This window comes from Pseudoalteromonas sp. T1lg65 (assembly GCF_051930985.1).
Classification (GTDB): Bacteria; Pseudomonadota; Gammaproteobacteria; order Enterobacterales; family Alteromonadaceae; genus Pseudoalteromonas.
Genome location: NZ_CP196837.1, coordinates 1713879 through 1737864 on the forward strand (window position 1 = coordinate 1713879; position 23986 = coordinate 1737864).

The following is a 23986-nucleotide window of genomic DNA, read 5'->3' on the forward strand; positions in this document are numbered from 1 at the left end:
GTTATTCAATTCCTTTTAGAGGCTTTAATATTTGTTCACCTAATTTCTCTTGGTTTTCTTCAGGACTATCACCTTTAGTCCCCAGCGTGTAGTGCGCACGACGTCGCCTTAGCTCTGTATTTCTAATCCATGAGTGGAACTTGTAAATCTTATCTCCCCTAAAGTTAGTTTGACCCGGGTAAGAGTAGTTTGTATCAAGGCTATACAAACAAATTGTGAGCCATTGCTTAATGTGTTCAACACTGTTTTGTGTGTGTAAAAAGGCGGTTACTGCATTAGTAAGCATTTGTTGATTTGTATCTTTAATATCAAACGCAACACTGCCGTAGCCTAACGGGCGGGCGTAACCCAGCTTATTTGCCAACAGCAAAGGAGACTTTTTAAACGGTGCGAGTGCCTGTCGGTGTTGTGGAGGGATGTCACAGGACTTAATTATTTCGGGTTGCAGTGCCAGTACCACTAGGCCTAGTTCTTCAGGCGCTAAGTTTTTATAGCGCAACGTCATGCGGTAACGGGTATTTTCTGGGGTTACATACTGTGCTGTCGTGGCGAGTTTATTGTCAGCGTTTTGCTTCGTTTCGTTGTTATTTTCTTCATCTTTGGGAGTGTAAGGCTTTTGGTGTAAGTAAAACTTACGCCCATTTAACTCGTAGTGTAAATTCTCACTTTTAGAATAACCATAGTTTGGCACTAGCTTGTTGTTTTTCAATGGCTTTAAATAGAATTCCCCCGCGCTAGGTTTAGGCTGCCCAAGCGGGATCAATGCAACTTTGAGTTTTTCTGTATTGTGGCGCTGTTTATAAAATCGACCTTGTTTGTCGGGTACTTCAAGCGCGTGGTTAATGCTGAGCGAACCGGCGAGTTTGTTGTTTTCATTTTTATTCTCGTCTTCGCATGCTTCATTAACATAGCCAAACAGCCTATCGACCAAGTTGAGCGACTGATAGTTGCTATGTAGGTTAATTTGCTGACGTTGTATCAGTTTTTCCTGTTTCTGATCAAGTTCAAGGCGTTTGTGAATACTATTTTGATAGCGCCAGCGGTATAAGTAGTTATTACCAAAGCTGACGATTTCTTGTATTTTATTATCATCACTTATCAGCGCTTCTACAAACACCATTTGGTTAAGCTCATACTTTCTGTTGTTTTCTATCAATTGTGGAAGATTCTTACCATCGGGTAGTAAGGGATGGCGGCTAGATATATGTCCTTGTCGCTGGTCCTGAAGGTGCTCGGTCGTCAGTTGGTAGTGATCAACTAGGTGTTGAATTTCTTCGCGCTTTGCGTTTTTGAGCGCATTTTGGTGAATTAAAAGTGCACAGTAGGGAGCGTTGTCGTTTTTACCAAACTCTTTACTAAGCAAACCCTGTTCATCGATGGCGCCTTTATACTTTCTCAAATAAAATTTACCCGATGCGTTTCGATAGCCTGTTTGACTTTTTGCTAAGCAACGCACATTTTCAGATGACTTTAATTCATCAGATTTATAAAGACTACGAGAGATGGTTGTTTTCCTTTGTGTGTTCCTGTTTTTGATGATTTTCTCTTTTATTCTCAGGTCTTTAATATGCTGGATTGAAAAAGGTGCGGGTGAGTTTGTATCGCAGTTTGAGTCGATAAGCCGTTTAGCTTTCTCACTGACGAATAAACATGCATGTCGTTCATTGATAACTCTTACAGTTAACGGGTTTAGCTTAATAACTTCAGCGGGTAAGGTGGTTAAGTGTGGTTTTTTTGGAGCATTCGCGACACTGGGCCGATACGAAAAGGTCTGCTCTTGCACATGGCGCATAGGAGATTGTGAGAGCGCCCCGACAATATGCCTGAGCATGCCAAGTATTGAGCTGCCCTGAATGATGCCGCGCTCATTAAAAAAAGCAGGGAATAGTTCATCACTTTTTTCTTTTACCGTTTTTTGATAACAACCAAAAATAGCGTCGGTCAATGTGGTCATTTCAATTTTAAGCGCGCCAGAGCGCTCAGGGTGATAGGTGTTGTGATCTACTCGCTCAACCGCTTTGCTCTTTTTAACGTTATTGTGCACAAAGTGATAGGGGGGCTGGTTGGTTGTACCTGTAAAATCTTCGATTGTTTTAGGGTTTTTTGGTTTAGTGTCGCTTGTATCAACATTGTCACTATTGTGTCTTCGCTTATTAAAGTTTTGGTTGTTTTTATTGGGCTTATAATTCATTGCTTTTACCTCCCCAAACTAATTCGGTGGTACTTTCTTGTGTTGGTACAAGATAAAAATGGTGTTGAGAACCATCGAGCCATTGTCCAACTTGCTTTGTTACGTTTTCATCAAATCTATTAGTTTTGAATAGGTCTTTAACAAACGGTGTATGTTGTAAGGTGAAATCGAACTCAGAGAGTTGTGTTGCATCGACTTGCTTAATCAGGTTGCCTTGTTCGGTTGAAAGGATACTGACACTCAAGTGTAAGAAATAAATCTGTACTGATTCAAATTCAAAAATGCCTTTTTCAAGCAATGTGTTAAGTTCGAAATTGGTGGTAACAAGTACAGGGCAAACTTCTTCAGTCACTGTACTTTTGGGCGCTAAAACACATAAAAATGGCTGCTGGTTGTTTAACGAAATTTCTCCAATTGCGCTTTTGTTTACAAACTCATTAAGTAGCTGAGATACTGTTTTATTGGTAATAATGCTGCAAGTTAATTGAGCTTTACTCATGACTTTCTCCTTGTACTTTTTTGGCTTCCCATTTTAACCACCCCGAGTCAACCCATTGTTTAGCACCTATAGCCAGTTGCTTTTGCTTGGCTAATTCAAATACCTCTTCGAGGGCGTTAATTTGTTGCTGGATGTGCTTTGGCATGTTGCCATTTTCGTCATTTAGGTATTCGATAATGAGCCGAGTAGAGAATGTGCCTTGTGTTACGCACATGCGCACAAACTTTGATGAACCATAAACGCCCGCAGTAAATTCGTCCTCTGCGTGGTTATGTAAAATCATGCCTTGCCATGACTCACTGCTTAAATAGGCTTGTTGTATGTAGCAGTTAGAGCTGTGCTCTGTAGTGCCAAATAGCTGTTCAGCCAACTTTTCATGCCCTTGTCGAATAAGTTGATGGCGCAGTGGCCCTCGAATAGAAGCGCTTGGAATATAAGGCGTGTTGGTATGGTCAACCACAAAGAAGTTGTCGGGCATATCTTGCTCGGTGTATTTGTACGCAGAGCCTGACTTTAAGTTCTTTTGGATATTTTCATCTACTTTGTTGAAGCTCAGCGGCGCTTCGATTTCGTGCCCGCCGATAAAAAAGCTATCCAACCCCCATTGTTCACCGTGCTCATCTTCATTAACGCCTGCGCTCAGTGTGATGTCATACACAATCTGACTGACTTTGGGTGTGGGCTTTTTGGTACAAATAAAATCGCTAATTGGATAGGGCTGAATGCTTAAGTCATCAAGTAGTGCTTGTTTGTCGCGTGGATAGTTTTTGCTGTTATTTGGGTAATCAAACAAGTGAGTGGTGCTAAGTTGTACCACTTCTGCATTGGCTACGTTAAACCAGCCGTAACCTGCTACTGGGCGATGACCTAAAAAGAGCGGGTTTTGCTGCCAGTAATTTAAAACATGGGCAATAATTTGACTGGCACTATCACTTTGCTCTTGGGTTTTTGACTCGTTCACTTCGATAAACACATGCCACTCGTTACCTCTAGGCAATACTTCAACGTCAAATAAGGCGTTATCAAATGCAGCGCCTGTTTTTGGGTTAATTGCCACATGTTGTTTGAACTGGGACGTTTGTGCTTGGTCAACTAACCGTGCGTTAAAAACACGCATACAGGATGGCTGGGAAATGCGTTGTTGTTTGCCGTCGGCATCATCAACCCAAGTATCTCCAGCAAGGTTGCTGGGGATGCTAAAGCCAAGTTTTTTAGCTTGATGTACAATCGCGCCCGCCAGTGTTGAGCCGCGAATAATGTACTCACCTTGACCATTTTTAGCTAAGGTGATGTCGATGTCATCGGTGTCATTGCCCGCAGTATTAAACTCAGTGAGTTGCGTTAACGTGACGTAGAATAGGTTACAGTATGGTGCATTATTGCTCATTTTGATCCCCTCCTTGCGATGCATTACGAAGCTTACTGATGATGAAATCGCAACATAAAATTGCACGATCTGGGTCGTTTTGTGAAAATTCAATTAGCTTTTCGATTGGGATGGTGCCTTCCTTCCAGCCAATCTTTTGCAGTCGCTGTTGTGTTGTTGGGTAGATAAAAATGTCTTCAACGGTTTGTGTAGCGGTCAGCTTTGCGTGCTTAAATTGGTGTTTTAAACGCTGCCACTGTGTGACACTGGGGTAGTTATTGGTATGCGTAATAAGTGCACAGAGCTGCTTGAGCAAGGTTTCTTGTTTGTTTGGTTTAAATGCTGGGCTTTTTGCTTGCAGATTAGTAATTTCAAGCTCACCTTGATACCACCAATACTGACCCAGTCCATCATGCTGTTTTTCACCCAGTGCGAGGCACTGACTGAGCTTTTTCACCAGTTCTGTGGCTTTTTCAGGATGGCGAATATGAATACTGCTACCTGCTGCAATACACGGAATAGGCTGTTTAGGCAAACCTGTTTCGTGGCTAAAGCCAGTTAGCTTGGTTGGCTCACTAAAGCTGTGGCAATCCTCAGAGCTCAGGGCCAACCCCTCAAAAAGCGTATTCAAAACATCATGATTAAGCTGCGTGTAGGCTTCAACCGTTTGTGGGTTGTAACAAAGAAGTGGACTGGCAAGCACCAGAGTTAACGTTTTTTCGCTATCAAATGTCAGTGCTCTATTAGCTTGTTTGCTGTAGGCATTGGGATTAATCTCACATGGCGCTTTACCTCTACCAAGTAACAGTGGCAGTGGGCTTTGTTCTAACAGCTTATGTAGCGCCTGTAGTTGCTTATTGTCCTCAGCGGTGATAGTGAAGTGAAATTGGGTATGTTCAGGAATGATCTCTTCACTAAAAAGCTTGGAGTCATCAACACTACCATCGTCAAAGTTCGTTCTAACGCTATTACGCATATGAATAGCAACGGGTTGGCTAAATAATGTATGCGCTTGTTCATCAATGGTGATGTAATTGCTGCCTTTTAGACGTTTTGCCTTTTTATTTGGATCATTACTGTAGCCGTCGATGTATTGTTTCTGGGCGAGATTTTGACTCCACCAAGGTAATTCGACCTTGTTACAACTAGCCTTTTCAGTTTGTAAATTCAAAGGCGCGGGCACACTAGGTTCACATTTTTCTGGGTGCATCGGATAGGCATACGAGACAGTAAACTTCTTAGTGATAAATGCTTCAAATAAATCACGATTGTTTTGTAAACGGCACCAGTTAGCAAAGGCTGCGGCAAGCTGGCTTCCACTTAAGTGGGTGTTTGTCGGAATGATATTGCCCGGGATATCCGTATTGGGCAAGCGTAGCGGTTCTAAGTTGGTAAGAGTGATATCCAAAGTGTCAATGTCAGCGTTGTCTTGAGAGGTATTTTCTAACTTAGTTATCGTGACGTCTTTATTCAGCAGGATTTGACCTGAACCGCGGTTTTTATTAGCGCCGAGATGAGAAACCCTTTGTAAGAGTATTTCAAAAGCTTCTTGATATTCTTGATACTTGTCTTCGTTGACACATAAGTACCATGTTGAGTTAAACGTCGTGCCAGCTTTTATATATTCTTGTGTCCGTAAGCTTTTGGCTTTAGGGGCGCGGTTTAGGCTGACTTCATCAAGGCTTATAGAGCGACTTGACTCTCGGGCTGTGTTTGACCACAACATGGTTACCTCTTTTTGCTGTGGGTCCATAAAACAAGAGCCGGGTATCAGTATGCAGTCGTCTTGCCCGTTGTCAGCAAGTAGTTTTTGAAAGTGCGTCGTGTACTTGTTGTTAGGCGCTAACTCCTCTAGCTCAAGACGTTTTTGTTTCAACAAGCCTTTTAGGTGTTGCCGCCAGAGCACGGGGTAACCTTTACCATCACGGGCTTGTAAACTGTTAATCAATTCAGTACCCAAGCCTGAACCCGTGTGTATATCGTCTAACAAAGTAATCTTTAAATGATAAGTGACTAAAATTTTGCTCATTTTGCTTCTTCCTTGTCGCGCGATAAGTACTGTAATTCGATGAGTTCTATCACATCAGAAAGCTTGGTAGTAAATGTGTTGTTTGTGGTTTCGCTGAAACCACTTTTGGCTATACCATTTTTTTTGAGTTCTTTTTTAAAGTTTTCAGTTAGTGTGCTCAAAAATAGTTCGGTTTGCGCAACACCTTCAGTGAGAGTGTGCTGTAATTTGAACAGTGCACTGCGGGATATAATTTCTTCATCTTCTTGCGGTTGTCCCGGCTGCTTATTTCGTACCAGCTTTTCAGCCAATGTATTGATTGCCTGAAAACCGGCTGTTCCTTCTGTTGCATTTAATAGGTAAGGCTTTTCGCTTAAAATCAGTGTGTGCTCTTCATTATTAATTTCATAGTGCCTTATTTTTTGCTGTTTTCTTGCGTCGATGGGGTTGTCTAACCACGCCTGCGTCACGATATGCCAATCAATTGTGCTGGGCTGTATTGGTGAGTTTTTGTCGGCGCAACTACGACTGAGAATTTTTGCACTGGCATTGAGTTTCTCTGCCGCTTGGTGCAGTCGATAAAACGGTAGGTTATGAGAGGCAATAGCGACGCCAAAGGCGAGGGTTAAAGGTGCATTATCTATTAGTTCACTTGATTCTAATTGTTGGTTTAACTCGATGATCAACTTAAAGGCATATTTTGCTTGGCAAACGATTAAAAGGTCGTCACCGCCAAGCATTAGTAATTGGTAGGGCAGGTTGCCAGATTTATTTTTAAAGGTATTTACTAGTGCGGTTTTAGTCGCCTCTTTAAGGGTATTTCGAGCGCTTTCAAAAAACGACTCTGCTAATATTTGCTCAGCTACAAACGAGCTATAGTTTTGCTTGTTTTGGTCTAGGTATTGCTTGAATCGCTGACCCATATTGTTTCCGTCAGCGCTTATTACCGCGAGGTAGTCGCTGCCAACCAAGGTATCAAAGTCAGTCCAATAGTTTTTCTGATCTTGCGTAAGCGCTTGCATAATCTCACTTGCAAAGTCACCCGGGGGTAACGACTTATCATTAAAAACTCGGTTGTAATGCTCGTTCTTGAGCGCCGTACTTGCGCTAATCAACTCTTCTTTTTTACGGTTTGACAGTTGTTCGGCAACCCCTGAATTGGACTGTTGGCACTTTTCGAATATTGGTAGTTCAGGCAGTTGAGTATGAACAGCATGTTTAAAAGGTAGTTTTTGAAGTGCTTGTTTTGTCGTGCTGCTGTCAAAGGCTCTATGTTGTACGGTAATGCCGGGGAGTTTTTGCGAAATGACTTTAACTGCAGCCGTTATGAATTGTTTGGCTTTTTCTTGAGCAGTGAGTTTTTCTTTCTTATCGTCGGTATTTAGCTCTTTGTCTTCATCGTCGACAAAGTGAGCAAAAAAATGTCCGCCGTCTCTTCCTAATATGCCTTTTGCCATCAGCATTTGGGAGGTCATGCATTCAACAGCAACATCGGCGTCATTGTCAGTATCACTTACATCTATTTCGGGAGGTTGTGAAGCACCATAGTTGATTGCTAAATTTACGAGTTCTACCCGAATGGTGTGGCCGAACAGGGCATTGGCGGCCACCATATCGCGCATTCGGGAAGAAGAAAAAAGAAAGGTTTGGATACGTTTGAACTCAAGCTGTGCGATATACATGGAGTATGTTCCTTATTGTTTAGCACTGTTCCTAAACAAATAATTAACATGATTGATGTTGCTTTACAATTACTTTGAGTGAAAACAATAGAGCGTAACTACAGGAAACGATTATTTAAATATCAATAGGGTATAATACCAATCCGCAATAACACTTAATCATTTTGAAAGATTAAACCTAACGATAGCTGCGTTAAAAGTTTCTCATTTAGAACAACTAAATAACGAAATTTTTGCCTTGCCTACGGATGTAGCTACCTTAGCGGTAGCAGGACGCGAGAGCGGAACTATCGACAAGGTTTTCTTGCTTCAAAATAGACCACTTAGTTAAGCGGATTGGTACAAAAGGGTATTATGTGAACAGTGTAATTAGCCTTAGATCATTGGCAGTGGATCCAATGTAGGTAGTTTCGTGAGTTCAATTGCTATAGCTAGTACTTTGACTGGTTGAAAAATACTTAGAACATGGTGTGAAAACTCTAGAATATGGGCCTAAAGCGAGTAGTTTTGACGTGATAATACAATAAAGAAGTAAGAAATGGTACAACCGAGTGGATTCGAACCACCGACCCCTACCATGTCAAGGTAGTGCTCTAACCAACTGAGCTACGGTTGTATTGAAATGCATTTGAAATTGGTACGACCGAGTGGATTCGAACCACCGACCCCTACCATGTCAAGGTAGTGCTCTAACCAACTGAGCTACGGTCGTACTAAGTTTTCAGAGCTAGGCCCTGTCAACGCGTTGTAATATATAGTGACTGTGGCACTGAATCAAGCCGCTTAATGTAATTTTTTGATTGTTTGCCTTTTTTTTGCTCATAGTGGGCTTAAATTGCACGTTTTATAAAACTTTTGCCACCATTGAACGTGATGTTTTGCTGATTGTTTAAGGGCGGTTAAGGTCTGCTGGGGTGAAATGGGCTGTTCAATACCTTGTTGTGCGAGTAAATCGGATATGGGTTGCCACTGTGTAATTAATGTTTCTAGCTGCCCATTAAGTAGTGCTTGATAGGGTTGAATCTGCTGCAAATAAAACTTACTAAAAATATTGCTCAGAATTTGAGCCTTGGTTTTATTTTGTTTAGGCGGACAAAGTTGCTGTTCGATATCAAAATTTGATAATAATTCGGTTGTGGCAAGGTTTAAGTTGGTCTGTTTTTGAGCACTGGATAATAACGCTTGTACATATTGACCACGCAGTCCTTCAAGTATTGTATTAATTTCTCCGGCGTCTATTTTTTCTGGGTGAGCTAGTGAGACTGCTAACTGAGAGAGAGCTGAAATGGCCTCAGTGGTGTCTTGTGCTAACTTGGTATTTTCTACTGGTAATTCTTTGAAACTGGCCTTACCTAGCATCGCAAGTTCTGGCTCATTGTAGAGCATATATGTAAACCACAAAGGAAGTTGTTGGAGTTTCTCCGATGCGGCAAGTCGCAACTTATACGCAAGCTCCTTAGGGGTGTCTGGGTGATTTATGCAATCTCCGGCTTGTTGGATGAAGCGTATGCTGTACGCCAATTTTCCACTTGGTGGACTCGTTTTTCCTAACTGGTTGTTGTGATTAGCTATTAATAGATTTATCTTGCAATGACTTAAACTTGCTAATTCGAGAATGGAGATATTTTGCGTTGCTGTCGGTTTATCTAATCGAGGAAGCATTTTATTGGAAAGTGGTGCTAGCGCACTTACTTCTGTGTCTAAAGTATTTGCCAATCGGCTTCTGTAATCGTAATAAGTATCACTGGGCACCGGAGAGCATGCAGCTCCCCCGAACAAACTAAACACTAGCAGTAGTAATTTTCTCAAGTCTTTGCCTCACACATTGTACCAACAGAATCGCGGCGACGCTTAACCCAACAATAATGCCAATCCAAAAGCCTCTTGGTCCCATCGGTTCTATAATCCAGTCTGTTTTTGCCAATACGAAACCAAGCATAAACCCGACCAACCAATATGAAACAAATGTGATCCAAGAAATAGGCTGAGTGTATTTCAATCCTCTGAGTACGCCATTTGCGGATACTTGAAGTGCGTCCGGTAATTGATAAAAACAGGCTAAGACAATAATACTAGATGCCAGTGCTGCAACTGCGGGATCTTTGGTATATAACCAAACAATAGCATCACGACTTATAAAGGTGACAAACGCAACCAATGCAGCGACTGCGACAGCAAGTATAAAAGCGGTATTGATCGCAGCTTTAAGCTGTTGGTGTGCACCTTGACCATTTAGGTTTCCGATTCTAATTGCAATCGCCATAGAAAGGCTAAGTGGCATCATAAATAGCAGCGTTGTAACGCTTGCTGCGATTTGATGCCCAGACACCGCGATTGCACCTAGCTCTGCTATAAACAGGGGAATACAAGCGAATAAAGTGACTTCAAATAAGGTAGCCAGCGCAATAGGAAAGCCCAATTTTATAACAGTTAACATGATTGAAAGACTGGGCAATTCAAACTTAGTAAGCAGTTCTTTTCCATCAATATGTTTGCTCATAAAGCTGTATGAAAACTGTGCAATGGCCATACAGCAAAGCACTAGGCTGGTGGCTAAACCACATCCTGCACTACCAAGAGCTGGAGCTCCAAATTTTCCATAAATAAAGATGTAGTTGGCAATTACGTTAATGAAAAGACCGAACAAGCTAATGTAAAACGCAGGTTTAGTTTGGCCTATACCCTCAATCACGTTTCGGTAAACGGTGAATACGAGGAACCCGAACATTCCCCATTTGACATAATTCACGTAACCCAATGCAAGTGATTCAATCTTTGCTCTGACATTCAGGCTGGTAAACACATAAGAAGCAAAATGAGCGATAAATAAGCCTACCAAAAAAAGTAGGACGGACAGATAAAGGCTTTGCTGAAAAAAACGCTTCATACCAGCGGTATCGTTGGCGCCATAACAGTGGGCAACAAGGCCAGTTAAGGCAAGGAGTATTCCTTGTAAAGTAAATACTAGCGGGTTCCAAACACCAGTTGCGATAGAAAGTGCAGCTAAATCGTCGGGGCTAACTTGGCCCGCCATCATCGTATCTACGACGGTCATTAAAACGAGGGTAACTTGAGCCAGAAAAACGGGAACCGCAAGGTGAAACAACCTGCGGGCTTCCCAAGTGGAAAACTTCATTAGGAAACTACATCTTATACAAAAATGATATTCTATTAGAGCAATGACATCTTAGCAAAGCTTTGCGATGATCTTAGTGATAAACTCACTCTGCACCAACAAGATTATCAACTGTCTATGTTGTGTGCCTTTTTATATTGAATGTATTTATAAGAGCAAAAAATTTATGTTTACAGGCATAGTGCAGACTAAAGCATCGGTGATCTCAACAGGCAAGATTAATGGTATTTTAAAACTGGTTGTTTCGGTTGAACAACAATATTTGCAGCGCTTAAATATTGGTGCAAGCATCGCAATAAACGGCTGTTGTTTGACTGTTGTTAGTTTTGAAACCCCAGCCAACGATGTAGTCGGGCAGGTGAGTTTTGATGTAATTGATGAAACTTTACGGCTCACCAATCTAGGTGAATTACAGACTGGTCAGCAGGTTAATTTTGAACGGTCAATGACATTTGGTACCGAGTTAGGGGGCCATATTGTTTCTGGCCATATTCAAACAATGGCTATGGTTCAAAAAATTGAGCACTATCAAGATAACTGTAAAATGTACTTAGCGATACCGCGGGGTTGGATGAGGTACGTAATGTATAAAGGATTTATTGCGGTTAACGGAGCAAGTTTGACAGTCGGCGAAATTGACGAAGCGGGTTTTTGGCTTCACCTTATTCCTGAAACCCTCAACCTGACTAACTTGGGACTAATTAGAGAAGGTGCAACACTTAATATCGAAATAGACCAGCAAACGTTCACCATTATCAATACTGTTGACAACTACATGCGTAAAACAGCCATCGAACGTTAAGTCAATGTGGCGAAGTGTATGGACTAGAAGACCTGCTCATCGTCACTATCCACGTGTAATTCTACTCGGTTACGTAGTTCATCCAAATGTGTTCTAAGGTGTATTGGGTTACAACATGCTGCACAATCTTCATAGTAATCTTGGTCACCAGAGGTGGTGTCTAGATCGACATAAATATGATGTCCACAGTGAGGACAGGCGATACGTTGGTTATAGAGTTGTTTCATTGGGCCTCCCATAGAATGGCTAAGCCGAACACACACTAAATATAGTTCATAAAACTGTAGGTGTTGCACTTATTTCAATAGTGATCTGATTTTCTCTGCTGCTTCAGTGAGATACTTACCAGCGAATAGGTTTGCTTGAACTAATACTGGGTATAATTGATACACTTCAAATCGGTCCTGATAGTTTTCTGCCAGCGGATAGACAGATTCATAACCTTCAAGAAAATCTTTAGGAAGCTCGGTGAATGCCTGGGCGGTGGCAATGTCAATTTCTCTATCACCGTAATAGCAAGCTGGTGAAAACAACACTGGCTTGCCCTGACTGAAGGCAACATTGCCTCGCCAAAAATTACCATGTACCAGTGAAGGCGAAGTGTGATGGGGTAGCATAGATTTTAACTGCTCAATAAAATTGTCGATATCTACCAAGTGCACGCCTTTTTCGGCCAGCAGCTGTAATTGCCAACCAACTCGTTCTTCGGCAAAAAATGTCTCCCACTTTTTGTGCCATTGATTTGGCTGAGGTAATTCATGTATATAATTGTCTTCATCTAAGCCAAACATTTGTTGCTCGTGCCTTAAATGAAGTTTAGCGAGTAACTCGCCACACGTTTTCCAATCCTCGTTACCAGACTCCAAACACAGCCATTCTAAAACAATGAAGCAGAACTCCGTACTCGTGCCAACGGTTACAGTGTCGGCGATCAAAAAGTCAGAGTCGCGAATAAGTTTACTGCGGTTTTCTGCTTCACATTCAAAGCGTTCTAGGGCCGAGAGAGGGGCTACTTTGACCAAAAAGGAGTGGCTACTATCAGAAATTTTATATAGTTTTTTCGAGCCATAACTACTTAAAGCTTGTTTGCTTGATAACTCGAATGGCATATTTAACGATTCAGATATTTGCTGATTGACTCGATTCCACATAATTACACCCCCTCTACGCAGACACCCTAAAATATGGTTGAAAATTGCAGAATCACAAATACTTGAGCAACATTTACAAAAAAAATAAAATGCGCAATCGTCGCGAAAAATAATGGAGTAGAAGTGAACAAAAATTTGGTAACTAACGGTGTTGCGTTTGGGATAGCTTTAACAGGTTATATTTGCAATGTTTCAATGCTGCTCACCATCGGTTTATTTGCACTGTCCGGTGCAGTTACAAACTGGCTCGCTGTTCACATGCTGTTTGAGCGAGTGCCATTTCTTTATGGTTCGGGAATAATTGCGCTCAAGTTTAAAGAATTTAAAGCTTCGATCAGAGAGCTGATTTTACAAGAGTTTTTTGACCAACAGCGGATTGCAGCGTTTGTTGAAGAGGAGCACCCTAAATTTGAGCTAGCACCGCTGGCTGAAAAAATCGATTTAAACCCAGCCTTTGACAAGCTTCTCAGCGTGATCGAAGCCTCTCAGTTTGGAGCAATGCTCGCTATGTTTGGTGGCACCGAAGCAGTTCAGCCACTACGAGAGCCATTTATTGAGAAGATGAAAGAAGCGCTAATCGAAATCGGTCAGCAGCCTGAATTTGAAAAGGCGGTAGAAGGCGCAATTAAAACAAAATTGGCTAGCGATGAAATTCATCAGACCATTGAGCGTGCCGTTGACGAGCGCCTAGATGAGTTAACACCGCAGATGGTTAAAGAAATCATTCAGAATATGATCAAAACTCATTTGGGTTGGTTGGTCGTGTGGGGCGGTGTGTTTGGTGGCTTATTTGGTCTTCTTTCCTCATTGCTTTAAAAACTAGAGTGCTGCGAGGATAAGCAGCACTCATTAGCGACTATTTAGAACCATAGATAACCACTGGTTGGTCAGATTTAGCGATGTCTCTAATTCTAGTCTCTGTTTTTGGTTCAACACCGAAAAACTCTGCAGACTTGTTGAATCCATAAACCTGTGCAAACTTACCTACAGGCATATCGTTGCAGTGCAATTTTCTCGTAATATGATTTCTTGGCATACGATGATCTCTTAACGTACTTGCAATGGTCAGCTTTTGGTCTTTCGTTACTGCAACACAGATTTTAGTAGCAATTGAGTTGTCAGCAGCAACAAATTCATTAGCAGATGCGGTACCGATTGTCATAAGTGCGATAGCACCAGCTGTAAGTAATAATTTCATGATTAGTTCCTCTGTTTTGTCGTGGACACATCTATAGTATCGCTTGGATAATCTCATATTGCTGTAAACCAAATAAATCAGAGTGTAAGCAGGTATTACAATGTAAAAAGAACGGTTTAAGTTTCTGACTTAAAAAGAAAATAAAGATTTTTCTATGAAATGTTTTAGATAATTAATTTGCACATTTTTTTTATTCAATATGGAGTTAACATTATCGTTCATTCATTTACCTATTGATAAAGCTCAACGTTTTAAATGTGTCTAAAAATACACAATTGTATCAGTTTTCGTTTTTTTGCATCGTTAGGTTTATACTTACCTACATTTATCGTATTTTCGTGGACTTAAGTCTCATAATTCAATATTTTTTATGAGATTCAGTTACAGTCATAAAAAAACAATAGAGATGACATATATGCAAAAATTTGCTCCAGCAATAGTAGTGCTTGCGGTAGGCGCGGCACTAGCAGGCTGTCAGGATAACGGCCCCAAAAAAGAATTTGTCGAGATTAATAAAAATCCTTACCCAAGTACTTATAAACCAACGCCGTCAAAAGCAACGTTGATTACAAACGCGACCGTTCTTACTGGAACTGGTGAAAGAATTGACCAGGCTGATGTATTTATCGTTGATGGAAAAGTGCAGCAAGTTGGTAAAGACTTGGCTGTTAAAGCTGATGTGACCGTTGATGCAGAAGGAAAATGGATCACGCCAGGGATTATTGATGTTCACTCTCACTTAGGTGCGTATCCAAGTCCGGGTGTTGAGTCTCACCAAGACGGTAACGAAATGATTAACCCTAACACCTCGCAGGTTTGGGTAGAGCATTCAGTATGGCCTCAGGACCCGGGTTTTAATCGAGCTCGTGAAGGTGGGATCACTACGTTACAAATACTTCCAGGTTCTGCGAATCTATTCGGTGGTCGAGGCGTGACATTGAAGAACGTGCCTGCACACACTATGCAAGGTATGAAATTTCCCGAAGCTCCTTATGGACTCAAAATGGCGTGTGGTGAAAACCCGAAACGTGTATATGGGCAAAAGGGCGTGGCGCCATACACACGCATGGGGAATATGGCTGGATATCGTGAAGCTTGGGCAGAGGCAACAGAATACAAGCGTGCGTGGGAAGAATATGAAGAAGCTTACAAAGCTGGCTTGAATCCCGATGCTCCGCAAAGAGATATTAAGTTTGATACTTTGCGAGGCGTGTTGGATGGTGAAATCCTTATTCACAATCATTGTTATAAAGCAGAGGAAATGGCGATGATGATAGACCTCTCGAAAGAGTTTGGCTATCACGCAGGTACGTTCCACCACGGTATTGAAGCCTACAAAGTTGCAGACTTATTAGCTGATAATGGCAACTGTGCAGCGCTGTGGCCAGACTGGTGGGGTTTCAAGATGGAAGCATATGACATGGTACAAGAAAATGTCGCGATTGTTGATGCGGTTAAAAACTCTTGTGCAGTGGTTCACTCAGATTCAGACACAACAATTCAACGTCTGAACCAAGAGGCAGCTAAAGTAATGTATAACGCAAATCGTGCTGGCTTCGAAATTAAAGAACAAGATGCCATAAAGTGGATTACTTATAACGCCGCTAAGTCTTTAGGTGTACACGATAAGACGGGCTCTATCGAGCAAGGTAAACAAGCAGATTTAGTTATTTGGAATGGTAATCCGTTCAGCGTGTACGCAAAAGCAGAGCAGGTATTTATCGACGGTGGTAAGGTATTTGATCGTAATGATGAGAAATATCAGGCTATTAGTGACTTTATGTTGGGCCAGAAGTAAGGAAGGTATGTGATGAAAACGATTAAACTAACTATGATCACAGGGGCAATACTGGCACATTCGTTAGCATTTGCTGATGTCACAGTAATCACTAATGCAACGGTTCACACAGCCTCAGAGCAGGGGACATTGCAAAATGCCACAGTCGTCATTGAAAATGGTAATATTAAGGCAGTTAACCCACCATCGTTCGAAGCTGATATTACAATTGATGCAGAAGGACGTGTTCTTACCCCAGGTTTTATAGGAACGGGCACCGCGCTTGGACTGGTTGAAGTAAGTGCCGTGGCAAATTCTCGAGATGCTGGTGACGATGATGCTGGGCTCGACTTTGCGGTAAGTTCGGCATTTAATCCTCGCAGTTCATTAATCCCTTATGCAAGAAAGGGCGGTATCACTCAGACTGTTGTCACGCCATGGGGTGGTAAAAGTGAATTTGCTGGGCTTGGCTTTGTGGCTGATTTATCAGGTAAATTTGATAGTGTTACAGATGAGCAAACTGCACTTGTTATTCATTTAGGTGGTAACAGCAAGGGTTCAAGAGCGATGTCTTTGAAAAAAGTAAAAGATAAGTTTGAAGCTCACTTAGCTAAAACGAAAAAAGCGGACAAGAAAGACGACAAAGCTGAACCCAGTGCTGAAGAGCTAGTATTAACAAAAGTACTCGCTGGTGATATGCCAGTGGTTGTATCTAGTTCACGTGCCTCTGATATTTTACAAGCTATCAAGTTAAAGGAACAGTTTGGTTTAAACCTACTCATCAAGGGCGCTGAAGATGCAGTGCTTGTCGCTGAGGAGCTTGCTAAGGCAAAAGTTTCAGTAATCTTGAATGCGGTTTCAAACTTACCGAGTAACTTTGATTCTTTGCACGCGAGTTTAGAGACAGCAGGTAAGCTTGAAAAAGCGGGTGTAACGGTGATATTGACTATTTCCGATAGTCACATGGTTAATAACTTACGTTACGATGCTGGTGTTGCCGTTGCCAATGGCATGAGCTTTGAAGGTGCAATTAAAGCAGTGACATCGGCACCAGCTCAAGCATTTGGGTTAAATTCGGGTGTCATTGAGGCGGGAAAACGCGCTGATTTAGTGTTGTGGTCAGCCGATCCATTTGAATACAGTACTCACGTAGAAAAAATGTGGATTAATGGTGAGGAAGTTTCAACTGAATCTAGACATGACAAGTTAAGAGAACGATATACAACCAGCTCAGAACTGCCAAGAGCTTATACCAAATAAAAATTTACTTGAAATAAAGGCTCCGTCATGGAGCCTTTTTTTATGTGCAACTAGAAGCTGCTCAGATACATTTTGCGGGTTTAGGCAAACCAGCGATTTTTGTTGCTTGTTTTGCCGGGCCTTTTGGAAAAAGTTTATAAAGATATATGCTATTTCCCTTATCTTCGCCTAACGCTTTAGCCATGGCTTTTACCAACATTCGAATCGCTGGGCTTGTGTTGTACTCGAGATAAAAATTACGGACGAAATTTATTACTTCCCAATGTGCAGGCGTGAGCGTTACATTTTCTTGCTCCGCAATAATGGGTGCAAGTTCTTCACTCCACTGGGTATGGTCCAATAAGTAACCTTGTTTATCGGTTTCGATTTCTAGTTCGTTAAGTTTCAGCATCGTGCGTTTACCATGTAATAGAATTTTTGCTCGAAATAGTGAGGTCAACCCAATGTTGATCAGATAGCAGAGTGATGCCAGGAAGTGCTGTAACACCACGGGCCATAGCGCATGTTTCTAACATTACGATGGATATCTGTTGAGGATACTTCTCAGTGAGTAACAATTGAAAGAAACACCCGTCATCGCAAAGTAGGATAGTATCATCATTGCTTACATGTTTAATGCGTGAAACAGCTTCTTTACTGTTTACAATATGCAGTACTGTCATAGCCTTACCACTAAATCTTGTTTGGCAATTAAATCTGAAACCTCGTTGTCATTGAGCACAACAGTTTCAATATCTAAATCATCCACACGGAGGTTGTTCGCACTTAAAGCGTCAGTTGTTGTGTATATCTGCTCAACATCATAAATTTCTAGCGTTTTTAACTGTTTGAAATAATTTTTAATAGATAGTGCCGGCGCATTTAAGTTTGACTTTAGCGCAAGAACCGAACTTTCCAGAAATAACCAGCTGATGTTTTGATCAACTGCCGCAAAAATTAACGTAAGGTCCAGCGCGTCTCGAATCTCAGAAGATTGAAATGGGCTTGCCGTACTGATCACTAATACGTTTTTCATTACTTAAACTGTACCCACTTATCTGCTTTACTCGCTTGCATTGCAAATTCAGCAAGGCCAGCGACGCTAAACTCTGGATTAATATTGTTTAAATCAATCCCACGCTTTTCAGCTGCCGTAACACACATTAACAGAGGAATTTGCTTATCAGCAAAGCTTTGCCAAATTTGAGTCAAGTTTATCTCATCGCTAGGCTGTGAAATGTTGTTGCTAGAGTGATAAACCGCTTCTTGATAAACAAATATACACGCAATCTCGTGTCCACGTTCAAACGCAGCGTTAACATAGCGATATAGCAGAGAAAGCTTTGAATGCTCAGCAACACCAAAATGAACAGAAATGACTAATCGTGCCAAGTTTCACCCATAAAAAAAGCCCCAAAGAGGGGCTTATTTTATCAGATTCTAGAGTTTAGTCATCAGATGCGCCTAATAACGCTAGAATGCTAGTGAACAGGTTATAGATGCTTAAATACAAACTCACAGTTGCAAGCACGTAATTTGTTTCGCCACCGTTAATAATGCGGCTGGTGTCGTATAGGATAAATCCTGACATTAACAACACCACTGCGGCATTAATTGCCATAAACGCGATGCTGCTACCGATAAACAAGTTAACCAAGCTAGAAATGATAACAACGATAAGACCAACGGTTAAAAAGCCTCCCATAAAAGAGAAGTCTTTTTTAGTGGTTAGCGCATAAGCTGATAAACCAAAGAAGATCAACGCCGTTGAACCAAGCGCCTGGGTGATAAGTAAACCACCATTAGGTAGCGCCGCGTAGTAATTGAGCATTGGACCTAAACCGAAACCCAGAAGTCCAGTAAATAAGAATACAAGACCAATCGCAGAAGAGGAATTCGCCTTTTTACCAATGACGAAAAGTAGTCCAAATGCGATTAGCGAACAAACGATCCCAGTAAAAGGTGGAAGTGTCAAACTCATCGAAATTGCAGCGGTAATTGCACTAAAAGCAAGTGTCATTGCCAATAGGAAGTAAGTATTTTTCAATACCTTGTTAGTTTCCATTGTTGACATTACCGGCTTGGCAGTACTGTACGAATGATTGAATGCCATGATTCAAGCTCCTTAACAAAACATAATGTTTTAAGATTAACTACCTAGAGGTTACCAATAGTTATATGTTGGGGCAAACTATTCCGGATCAACTTTCCTAAATAAACCCCTGTTAATTTAGAGATTCTAAGAGTTTGATAAAAAGTGCAGCGCAAAGTTCAACCGCATTTTGCGAACTGAATGTTGTATTTCTGAACAAAGGAACCAAAAAGTGCGCAATCAAACAATAAATTGAAAAAAAAGCTTCACAATAAGAAATAGATTCTCTAATATTCGCCCCGCTGCGGAGAGATGGCTGAGTGGTTGAAAGCACCGGTCTTGAAAACCGGCATACGTTAATAGCGTATCTAGGGTTCAAATCCCTATCTCTCCGCCACTAAATTGCTGCATGATGCTAAAGCGTCAAGCTAACACCTTTGGAGAGATGGCTGAGTGGTTGAAAGCACCGGTCTTGAAAACCGGCATACGTTAATAGCGTATCTAGGGTTCAAATCCCTATCTCTCCGCCATATTGAAGGCCCACTTGATATCAAGTGGGCCTTTTTTATTTGACTATCAAGTTAGCAAAAAAGCTCTCACTTAGACCAAAGTCTGCTACCCAGTTTATTTAGCAACGGCAATACTCGTTTGTAGTATTCGTTGCATTATTTTGAACATCGCGATACTTACGATCTAGATAGTGTCAATATGAGAGGTGCGGTATGAAAAAAATAATATCGGGTGTTGGGTTTTCTTTATTATCACCACTAATCGTTGGTTTGGGGCTAGGGATTTACTTCAGTATTATTAGTGGCCAGTCTTCGGCATTGTTCAGTATGTTGCTTAGTGCCATTGCAAATGCACATATTGTGGGCTTAACAATGGCCCTCATAGTGTTACCTGGTTACATTACAATGCAACGTTTTCAATGTATACATTATTCAGGTGTGCTGACATTAGGGCTACTAGGCGGAGCACTATTTAGCTTTCTTTTTGCCGCGAGTTCTGGTGGTGGATTCATTGTTAATGTCATTATGTCGGCGATAGCTGCTGGACTATTCTTGTTTGGCTTGCGTATCGGTGCTGAAAAGTTGTCTAAATAACGTTCGTATTCACGAGAATTTACAGATAAATAAGACTTTTTGTGCAGAAAAGGTTTTAATTAAATCGCTGAAGGAGTACCTTTAGCTTTTGTAGTTTTAATCGTGAATCAATACAGTAATGCAAAAGCAAGATTTTTATTCCTCGCTAGTTAAACAAGCTCAAAGCCTGATTGCTGGAGAGCGAAATGTTATCGCAAATATGGCTAACATTAGTGCTTTGTTATTTACTTCACTAGAAGATATTAACTGGGCTGGGTTTTATTTTGTAGACTCTCCACACGAACTTGTTCTTGGACCTTTTCAAGGTAATCCTGCTTGTATCAGAATTCCAATGGGGAAAGGTGTTTGCGGCACTGCAGCTGAGTCTCAACAGACGCAGCTAGTCGAAGACGTTCATGCTTTCGCAGGACACATAGCTTGCGACGCAGCATCTAACTCAGAGATTGTGATCCCAGTATTTAAGGACCAGAAAGTGTTTGCTGTGCTAGACATCGATAGTCCTAGTCTGGCAAGATTTGATGAACAAGATAAAGCTGGCTTAGAATCTCTTGTGAAAGCGTTTGAGGAAACGTTGTAATGAAAGATATGCTTCAAGTTCAAGATTATCTCTACTCATATGCTGATGTTGGTGATTGGGAAGGTGAAGAAGAGCTAGTTGCTGAGCGATTGAACGAGTTAGTTCATCATGCTTGGGACTTGCTACCAGAAGATCTCGATTGCGACAGTATAGACAAAATTATTCTAGGTATTTGGGAACATCTTCGTGGCGATTACGCTCTTTTAGAAGCGGATTTAGAAGAGTTAACAGACTGGGTTACACACTATGTCGAATCATCGTTAGATGAGCAGATGTAATAAATAGGTTCAAAAATGGAAACCACAAACAAGCTAAAAGACACAAATGAAGTACTAAACTTCTTGTACACAGAATTTCCTAACTGCTTCAAGCAAAAGGATGGTATCAAGCCTCTTAAAGTAGGTATATTTAAAGACATAGCAGAGCGAATCGAAGGCTCTGATGTGGTTAGCAAAACGCAGGTAAGACAAGCGTTGCGTAAATATACTTCTAATTGGCGTTATCTTGAAGCCGTTACTAAAAACGAGTTTCGTGTTGACTTAGATGGTAATCAAGCTGAAAAAGTTGAACAAGAGCACGTCGAACATGCGGAAAAAGCGTTAGTTGAAAGCCGTGCGAAAATGGCTAAACGTAAAAAGCCTCAGCGTGGTGCACCTAGAGGTGACGGCGAAACAAAATCTTACAAAAAGAAACCGTATTCGAAAGATCGCCAAGACCAGAAACGTCCTAAAATGAACAGTAAGCCTCAAGAAGAGAAGCCGAAACGTTCAGGAAAAGTTGAACCATTGCCTGCAGAGCAGGTCAAGGTTAATAATAAAGTGAAGGTAAAACTTGGCCAAGCCTTGGTTAACGCAACGATCACGGAAGTGAACAAAGACGAAGTTCATGTTGAGCTTGTCACTGGCATGCAAGTTAAGACCAAAGCTGATAGCCTTTTCATCCAATAAGGAGTTGTATATGAGTAAAGAGTTGCCACTCATTTCCCTAGTTGCAGTTTTCGTATCGGGCGTCTCATTCGCCTCTGTTGATACGGTAAGTATTAAAGATTTACCCGAGTTGAAACCTGAAATTCAACACACGACTGCAAGTAAACGAGTGACGAACTTATTTACTCGACAACACTATAAGCGCTTCAGTTTTGATGATGCTCTGTCGGAGCAAATCTTTGACCGTTTTATCGAATCAATTGACTTCAATAAGTCTGTTTTATTGCAGTCAGACATCGAAAAGTTTTCCAAATATCAGAAACAATTTGATGATGCTTTGATGAACGGCAAGTTAGATTTCGCTTACGAGCTTTTTAATCTCAGTATGAAGCGCCGTTTTGAGCGCTATGATTTTTCAATAAATCTGCTTGAAAAACCGATGGACTTTGCAACGCCTGATGAATTTATTTTTGATCGTGAAGATGCGAAGCGTGCGACTTCTCAGGCTGAGCTTGATGAATACTGGCGTCAAAGAGTTAAATCAGACGCGTTAAGGTTAAAGCTGACCGGTAAAGAATGGACAGATATCAAAGATGTTCTGACCAAGCGTTACAAAAATGCACAAAAACGATTGGTGCAAAGTAACAGCGAAGATGCTTTTCAGGTCATTATGAACGCGTTTGCTCGTAGTATAGAAGCACACACATCTTATTTATCTCCCCGTCGCGCTGAACAGTTCAAGATGGATATGGATCTTGAGTTAGAAGGTATTGGCGCAGTGCTGAGTTACGATGAGGACTACACTGTCATCAGAAGCCTTGTACCAGGTGGTCCAGCGGACAAAACAGAGCAGCTAAAACCGGAAGATAAAATCATTGGTGTCGCACAAGGTAAGGACGAATTTGTTGATGTAATAGGTTGGCGACTGGATGATGTCGTTGACTTAATCAAAGGCCCAAAAGGCACAACGGTAAGACTACAATATCTAAAGGGCAGCGATACATTAGGTACTCCTAAAGTTGTGGAAATTGTCCGAGACAAAATTCGTTTAGAAGACCGAGCTGCTAAGTCGGAAGTGTTCGAGGCGAAATACTCAGATTTGCAAAGCAAAATTGGTGTGATCGAAATCCCGAGCTTTTATAATAATTTATCTACAGACGTCAAGACTGAGCTTGCCAAACTGAAAGAGGCTAAAGTCGATGGGGTAATCATTGATTTGCGCCAAAATGGTGGTGGATCTTTATACGAAGCAACCCAACTGTCTGGATTGTTTATTGACCAAGGACCAATTGTACAAATCCATACTGCCTATAACCGTGTTGAGAGCCAAAAGGACAGAGATGGCGTGACGTTTTACGATGGGCCTTTAACGGTTTTAGTAGATCGTTACAGTGCATCAGCGTCAGAAATATTTGCCGCTGCAATGCAAGACTATGGTCGAGCAGTGGTTATCGGTGAACAAACTTTTGGAAAAGGAACTGTTCAACAGCATCGTGGTTTAGGTAAAAATTATGACCTTTTCGATAATGCGTTAGGCAGCGTAACATACACCATCGCAAAGTTTTATCGTATCGATGGTGGTAGCACACAGCACAAAGGCGTGATCCCTGACATCTTGCTACCTTCACCAATTGAGCCAAGTGAGTGGGGTGAAAGCCAAGAAGATAATGCATTGCCTTGGGATAGCATCATAAGAGCGAAATACAGCAGCTTAGATAACCTGTCTCCTGTGGTTCAGTATTTGGCGAGTAAACATGATAAACGTGTTAAATCAGAACCAGAGTTCTCTTATGTTTATCAAGATATTGCTGAGTACAAAGAACACAAAGATGACAAGTCTATTTCTTTAGTCGAAGCTGAAAGAATCAAAGAGCGTGAACAGCGTGAAGCGAAAGCATTAAAACGAGCCAATGAGCGGTTGGCAAGACTTGGTCTTGAGCCCATCAAATCATTAGATGATGCGCCTGATGTACTTGCGGAGCTTGATCCTTATCTTGAGGAAGCTGCTTTGATTACGCAAGACTTAATCTCCTACGGGAGACTCGCTAAAAACGAATCATAAAAGGCGCTCTAGCGCCTTTTTCATTTCTTACTTCATAGCTTATTTTGGGTAACTTATTGTTCAATAAATTGCTATCTATACTAGCCTTGACAAAAACATCTCATGTACAATGCTTTGCACAGTAGAAAATCAGCGATACTTGTCTGTTAAGATTACAGTTAATAGATTTAAGATCTT

Annotated in this window: 24 protein-coding genes and 4 tRNA genes; 11 read left to right on the plus strand and 17 right to left on the minus strand. The window is 41.4% G+C overall.

Features of this window, described 5'->3' with window-relative positions; all coding sequences use genetic code 11:
* Position 1: 1 nt before the first annotated feature.
* The 9 genes from ACSLBF_RS07355 to ACSLBF_RS07395 form a co-directional block, all read right to left on the minus strand.
* Positions 2 to 2191: a TIGR03986 family type III CRISPR-associated RAMP protein gene (locus ACSLBF_RS07355; RefSeq protein ID WP_440055958.1), complete on the minus strand. Its 2190-nt coding sequence runs from the start codon at positions 2189 to 2191 to the stop codon at positions 2 to 4.
* Entirely contained in the window at positions 2181 to 2690 is a 510-nt protein-coding gene (locus ACSLBF_RS07360; protein ID WP_440055959.1) for a hypothetical protein, read from the minus strand. The genes ACSLBF_RS07355 and ACSLBF_RS07360 overlap by 11 nt, the downstream gene beginning before the upstream one ends.
* Positions 2683 to 4077 carry an RAMP superfamily CRISPR-associated protein gene (locus tag ACSLBF_RS07365; protein WP_440055960.1) on the minus strand — a complete coding sequence of 465 codons (1395 nt, stop codon included), beginning with the start codon at positions 4075 to 4077 and terminating at the stop codon, positions 2683 to 2685. The genes ACSLBF_RS07360 and ACSLBF_RS07365 overlap by 8 nt, the downstream gene beginning before the upstream one ends.
* Positions 4067 to 6085 carry an RAMP superfamily CRISPR-associated protein gene (locus tag ACSLBF_RS07370; RefSeq protein WP_440055961.1) on the minus strand — a complete coding sequence of 673 codons (2019 nt, stop codon included), beginning with the start codon at positions 6083 to 6085 and terminating at the stop codon, positions 4067 to 4069. The genes ACSLBF_RS07365 and ACSLBF_RS07370 overlap by 11 nt, the downstream gene beginning before the upstream one ends.
* On the minus strand, positions 6082 to 7746 hold the full coding sequence (locus ACSLBF_RS07375; RefSeq protein ID WP_440055962.1) for a Cas10/Cmr2 second palm domain-containing protein: 1665 nt from the start codon (positions 7744 to 7746) through the stop codon (positions 6082 to 6084). The genes ACSLBF_RS07370 and ACSLBF_RS07375 overlap by 4 nt, the downstream gene beginning before the upstream one ends.
* 539 nt (positions 7747 to 8285) lie before the next feature.
* Positions 8286 to 8362: transfer RNA gene (locus tag ACSLBF_RS07380), tRNA-Val, on the minus strand.
* Between the two features lie 19 nt (positions 8363 to 8381).
* Positions 8382 to 8458: transfer RNA gene (locus tag ACSLBF_RS07385), tRNA-Val, on the minus strand.
* A gap of 107 nt (positions 8459 to 8565) precedes the next feature.
* The gene (locus ACSLBF_RS07390) at positions 8566 to 9555 is read right to left on the minus strand and encodes a DUF3080 family protein (protein WP_440055963.1); all 990 of its coding nucleotides are present in this window, start codon (positions 9553 to 9555) and stop codon (positions 8566 to 8568) included.
* The gene (locus tag ACSLBF_RS07395) at positions 9527 to 10882 is read right to left on the minus strand and encodes an MATE family efflux transporter (RefSeq protein ID WP_440055964.1); all 1356 of its coding nucleotides are present in this window, start codon (positions 10880 to 10882) and stop codon (positions 9527 to 9529) included. Before ACSLBF_RS07395 ends, ACSLBF_RS07390 begins: the two co-directional genes overlap by 29 nt.
* A 166-nt stretch (positions 10883 to 11048) precedes the next feature.
* Here ACSLBF_RS07395 and ACSLBF_RS07400 point away from each other — a divergent pair, with 166 nt between their 5' ends.
* Positions 11049 to 11684 carry a riboflavin synthase subunit alpha gene (locus ACSLBF_RS07400; protein WP_440055965.1) on the plus strand — a complete coding sequence of 212 codons (636 nt, stop codon included), beginning with the start codon at positions 11049 to 11051 and terminating at the stop codon, positions 11682 to 11684.
* A gap of 23 nt (positions 11685 to 11707) precedes the next feature.
* Here the strand turns inward: ACSLBF_RS07400 and ACSLBF_RS07405 are convergent, their stop codons facing one another.
* Together ACSLBF_RS07405 and ACSLBF_RS07410 are read right to left on the minus strand one after the other, a co-directional pair.
* Positions 11708 to 11911, minus strand: coding sequence for a CPXCG motif-containing cysteine-rich protein (locus ACSLBF_RS07405; RefSeq protein ID WP_440055966.1), 204 nt, complete (start codon positions 11909 to 11911; stop codon positions 11708 to 11710).
* A gap of 69 nt (positions 11912 to 11980) precedes the next feature.
* Positions 11981 to 12835, minus strand: a complete 855-nt coding sequence (locus ACSLBF_RS07410; protein ID WP_440055967.1) for a fructosamine kinase family protein — start codon at positions 12833 to 12835, stop codon at positions 11981 to 11983.
* A 123-nt stretch (positions 12836 to 12958) separates the two neighbouring features.
* Here ACSLBF_RS07410 and ACSLBF_RS07415 point away from each other — a divergent pair, with 123 nt between their 5' ends.
* Entirely contained in the window at positions 12959 to 13651 is a 693-nt protein-coding gene (locus ACSLBF_RS07415; RefSeq protein WP_440055968.1) for a DUF445 family protein, read from the plus strand.
* Between the two features lie 40 nt (positions 13652 to 13691).
* On the opposite strand, the gene ACSLBF_RS07420 is transcribed toward ACSLBF_RS07415, so the two are convergent.
* The gene (locus ACSLBF_RS07420; RefSeq protein WP_440055969.1) at positions 13692 to 14033 is read right to left on the minus strand and encodes a DUF3718 domain-containing protein; all 342 of its coding nucleotides are present in this window, start codon (positions 14031 to 14033) and stop codon (positions 13692 to 13694) included.
* A gap of 415 nt (positions 14034 to 14448) precedes the next feature.
* Here ACSLBF_RS07420 and ACSLBF_RS07425 point away from each other — a divergent pair, with 415 nt between their 5' ends.
* Both ACSLBF_RS07425 and ACSLBF_RS07430 read left to right on the plus strand, forming a co-directional pair.
* Positions 14449 to 15831, plus strand: coding sequence for an amidohydrolase (locus tag ACSLBF_RS07425; protein ID WP_440055970.1), 1383 nt, complete (start codon positions 14449 to 14451; stop codon positions 15829 to 15831).
* Positions 15832 to 15843: 12 nt separating this feature from the next.
* Complete coding sequence (locus ACSLBF_RS07430) at positions 15844 to 17070, plus strand: amidohydrolase family protein (RefSeq protein ID WP_440055971.1); 1227 nt, start codon at positions 15844 to 15846, stop codon at positions 17068 to 17070.
* Between the two features lie 61 nt (positions 17071 to 17131).
* On the opposite strand, the gene ACSLBF_RS07435 is transcribed toward ACSLBF_RS07430, so the two are convergent.
* Genes ACSLBF_RS07435 through ACSLBF_RS07455 form a run of 5 tightly spaced genes read right to left on the minus strand, consistent with a single transcriptional unit; the run spans position 17132 to position 19162 of the window.
* Positions 17132 to 17461 (minus strand): TusE/DsrC/DsvC family sulfur relay protein, encoded by a 330-nt coding sequence (locus ACSLBF_RS07435; RefSeq protein WP_440055972.1) that lies wholly within the window; start codon positions 17459 to 17461, stop codon positions 17132 to 17134.
* 7 nt (positions 17462 to 17468) lie between these two features.
* Positions 17469 to 17732 carry a DsrH/TusB family sulfur metabolism protein gene (locus ACSLBF_RS07440; protein ID WP_440055973.1) on the minus strand — a complete coding sequence of 88 codons (264 nt, stop codon included), beginning with the start codon at positions 17730 to 17732 and terminating at the stop codon, positions 17469 to 17471.
* Positions 17729 to 18085: a DsrE family protein gene (locus ACSLBF_RS07445; RefSeq protein WP_440055974.1), complete on the minus strand. Its 357-nt coding sequence runs from the start codon at positions 18083 to 18085 to the stop codon at positions 17729 to 17731. Before ACSLBF_RS07445 ends, ACSLBF_RS07440 begins: the two co-directional genes overlap by 4 nt.
* Complete coding sequence (gene tusD, locus ACSLBF_RS07450) at positions 18085 to 18441, minus strand: sulfurtransferase complex subunit TusD (RefSeq protein WP_440055975.1); 357 nt, start codon at positions 18439 to 18441, stop codon at positions 18085 to 18087. The genes ACSLBF_RS07445 and tusD overlap by 1 nt, the downstream gene beginning before the upstream one ends.
* A 55-nt stretch (positions 18442 to 18496) precedes the next feature.
* On the minus strand, positions 18497 to 19162 hold the full coding sequence (locus tag ACSLBF_RS07455) for a Bax inhibitor-1/YccA family protein (protein WP_440055976.1): 666 nt from the start codon (positions 19160 to 19162) through the stop codon (positions 18497 to 18499).
* Between the two features lie 285 nt (positions 19163 to 19447).
* Between ACSLBF_RS07455 and ACSLBF_RS07460 the strand changes: the two genes are divergently transcribed.
* From ACSLBF_RS07460 to prc, 7 genes are all read left to right on the plus strand, one after another.
* Positions 19448 to 19538, plus strand: a tRNA-Ser gene (locus ACSLBF_RS07460).
* A 42-nt stretch (positions 19539 to 19580) separates the two neighbouring features.
* A tRNA-Ser gene (locus tag ACSLBF_RS07465) sits at positions 19581 to 19671 on the plus strand.
* Positions 19672 to 19863: 192 nt separating this feature from the next.
* Positions 19864 to 20244: a hypothetical protein gene (locus ACSLBF_RS07470; protein WP_440055977.1), complete on the plus strand. Its 381-nt coding sequence runs from the start codon at positions 19864 to 19866 to the stop codon at positions 20242 to 20244.
* A gap of 118 nt (positions 20245 to 20362) precedes the next feature.
* Positions 20363 to 20821, plus strand: coding sequence for a GAF domain-containing protein (locus ACSLBF_RS07475; RefSeq protein WP_440055978.1), 459 nt, complete (start codon positions 20363 to 20365; stop codon positions 20819 to 20821).
* On the plus strand, positions 20821 to 21099 hold the full coding sequence (locus ACSLBF_RS07480) for a hypothetical protein (protein WP_440055979.1): 279 nt from the start codon (positions 20821 to 20823) through the stop codon (positions 21097 to 21099). The genes ACSLBF_RS07475 and ACSLBF_RS07480 overlap by 1 nt, the downstream gene beginning before the upstream one ends.
* Positions 21100 to 21114: 15 nt before the next feature.
* Positions 21115 to 21768 carry an RNA chaperone ProQ gene (gene proQ, locus ACSLBF_RS07485; protein WP_440055980.1) on the plus strand — a complete coding sequence of 218 codons (654 nt, stop codon included), beginning with the start codon at positions 21115 to 21117 and terminating at the stop codon, positions 21766 to 21768.
* A gap of 10 nt (positions 21769 to 21778) precedes the next feature.
* A complete protein-coding gene (prc, locus tag ACSLBF_RS07490; RefSeq protein WP_440055981.1) occupies positions 21779 to 23809 on the plus strand; it encodes a carboxy terminal-processing peptidase in 2031 nt (676 codons plus the stop codon).
* The last annotated feature ends 177 nt before the right edge of the window (positions 23810 to 23986 follow it).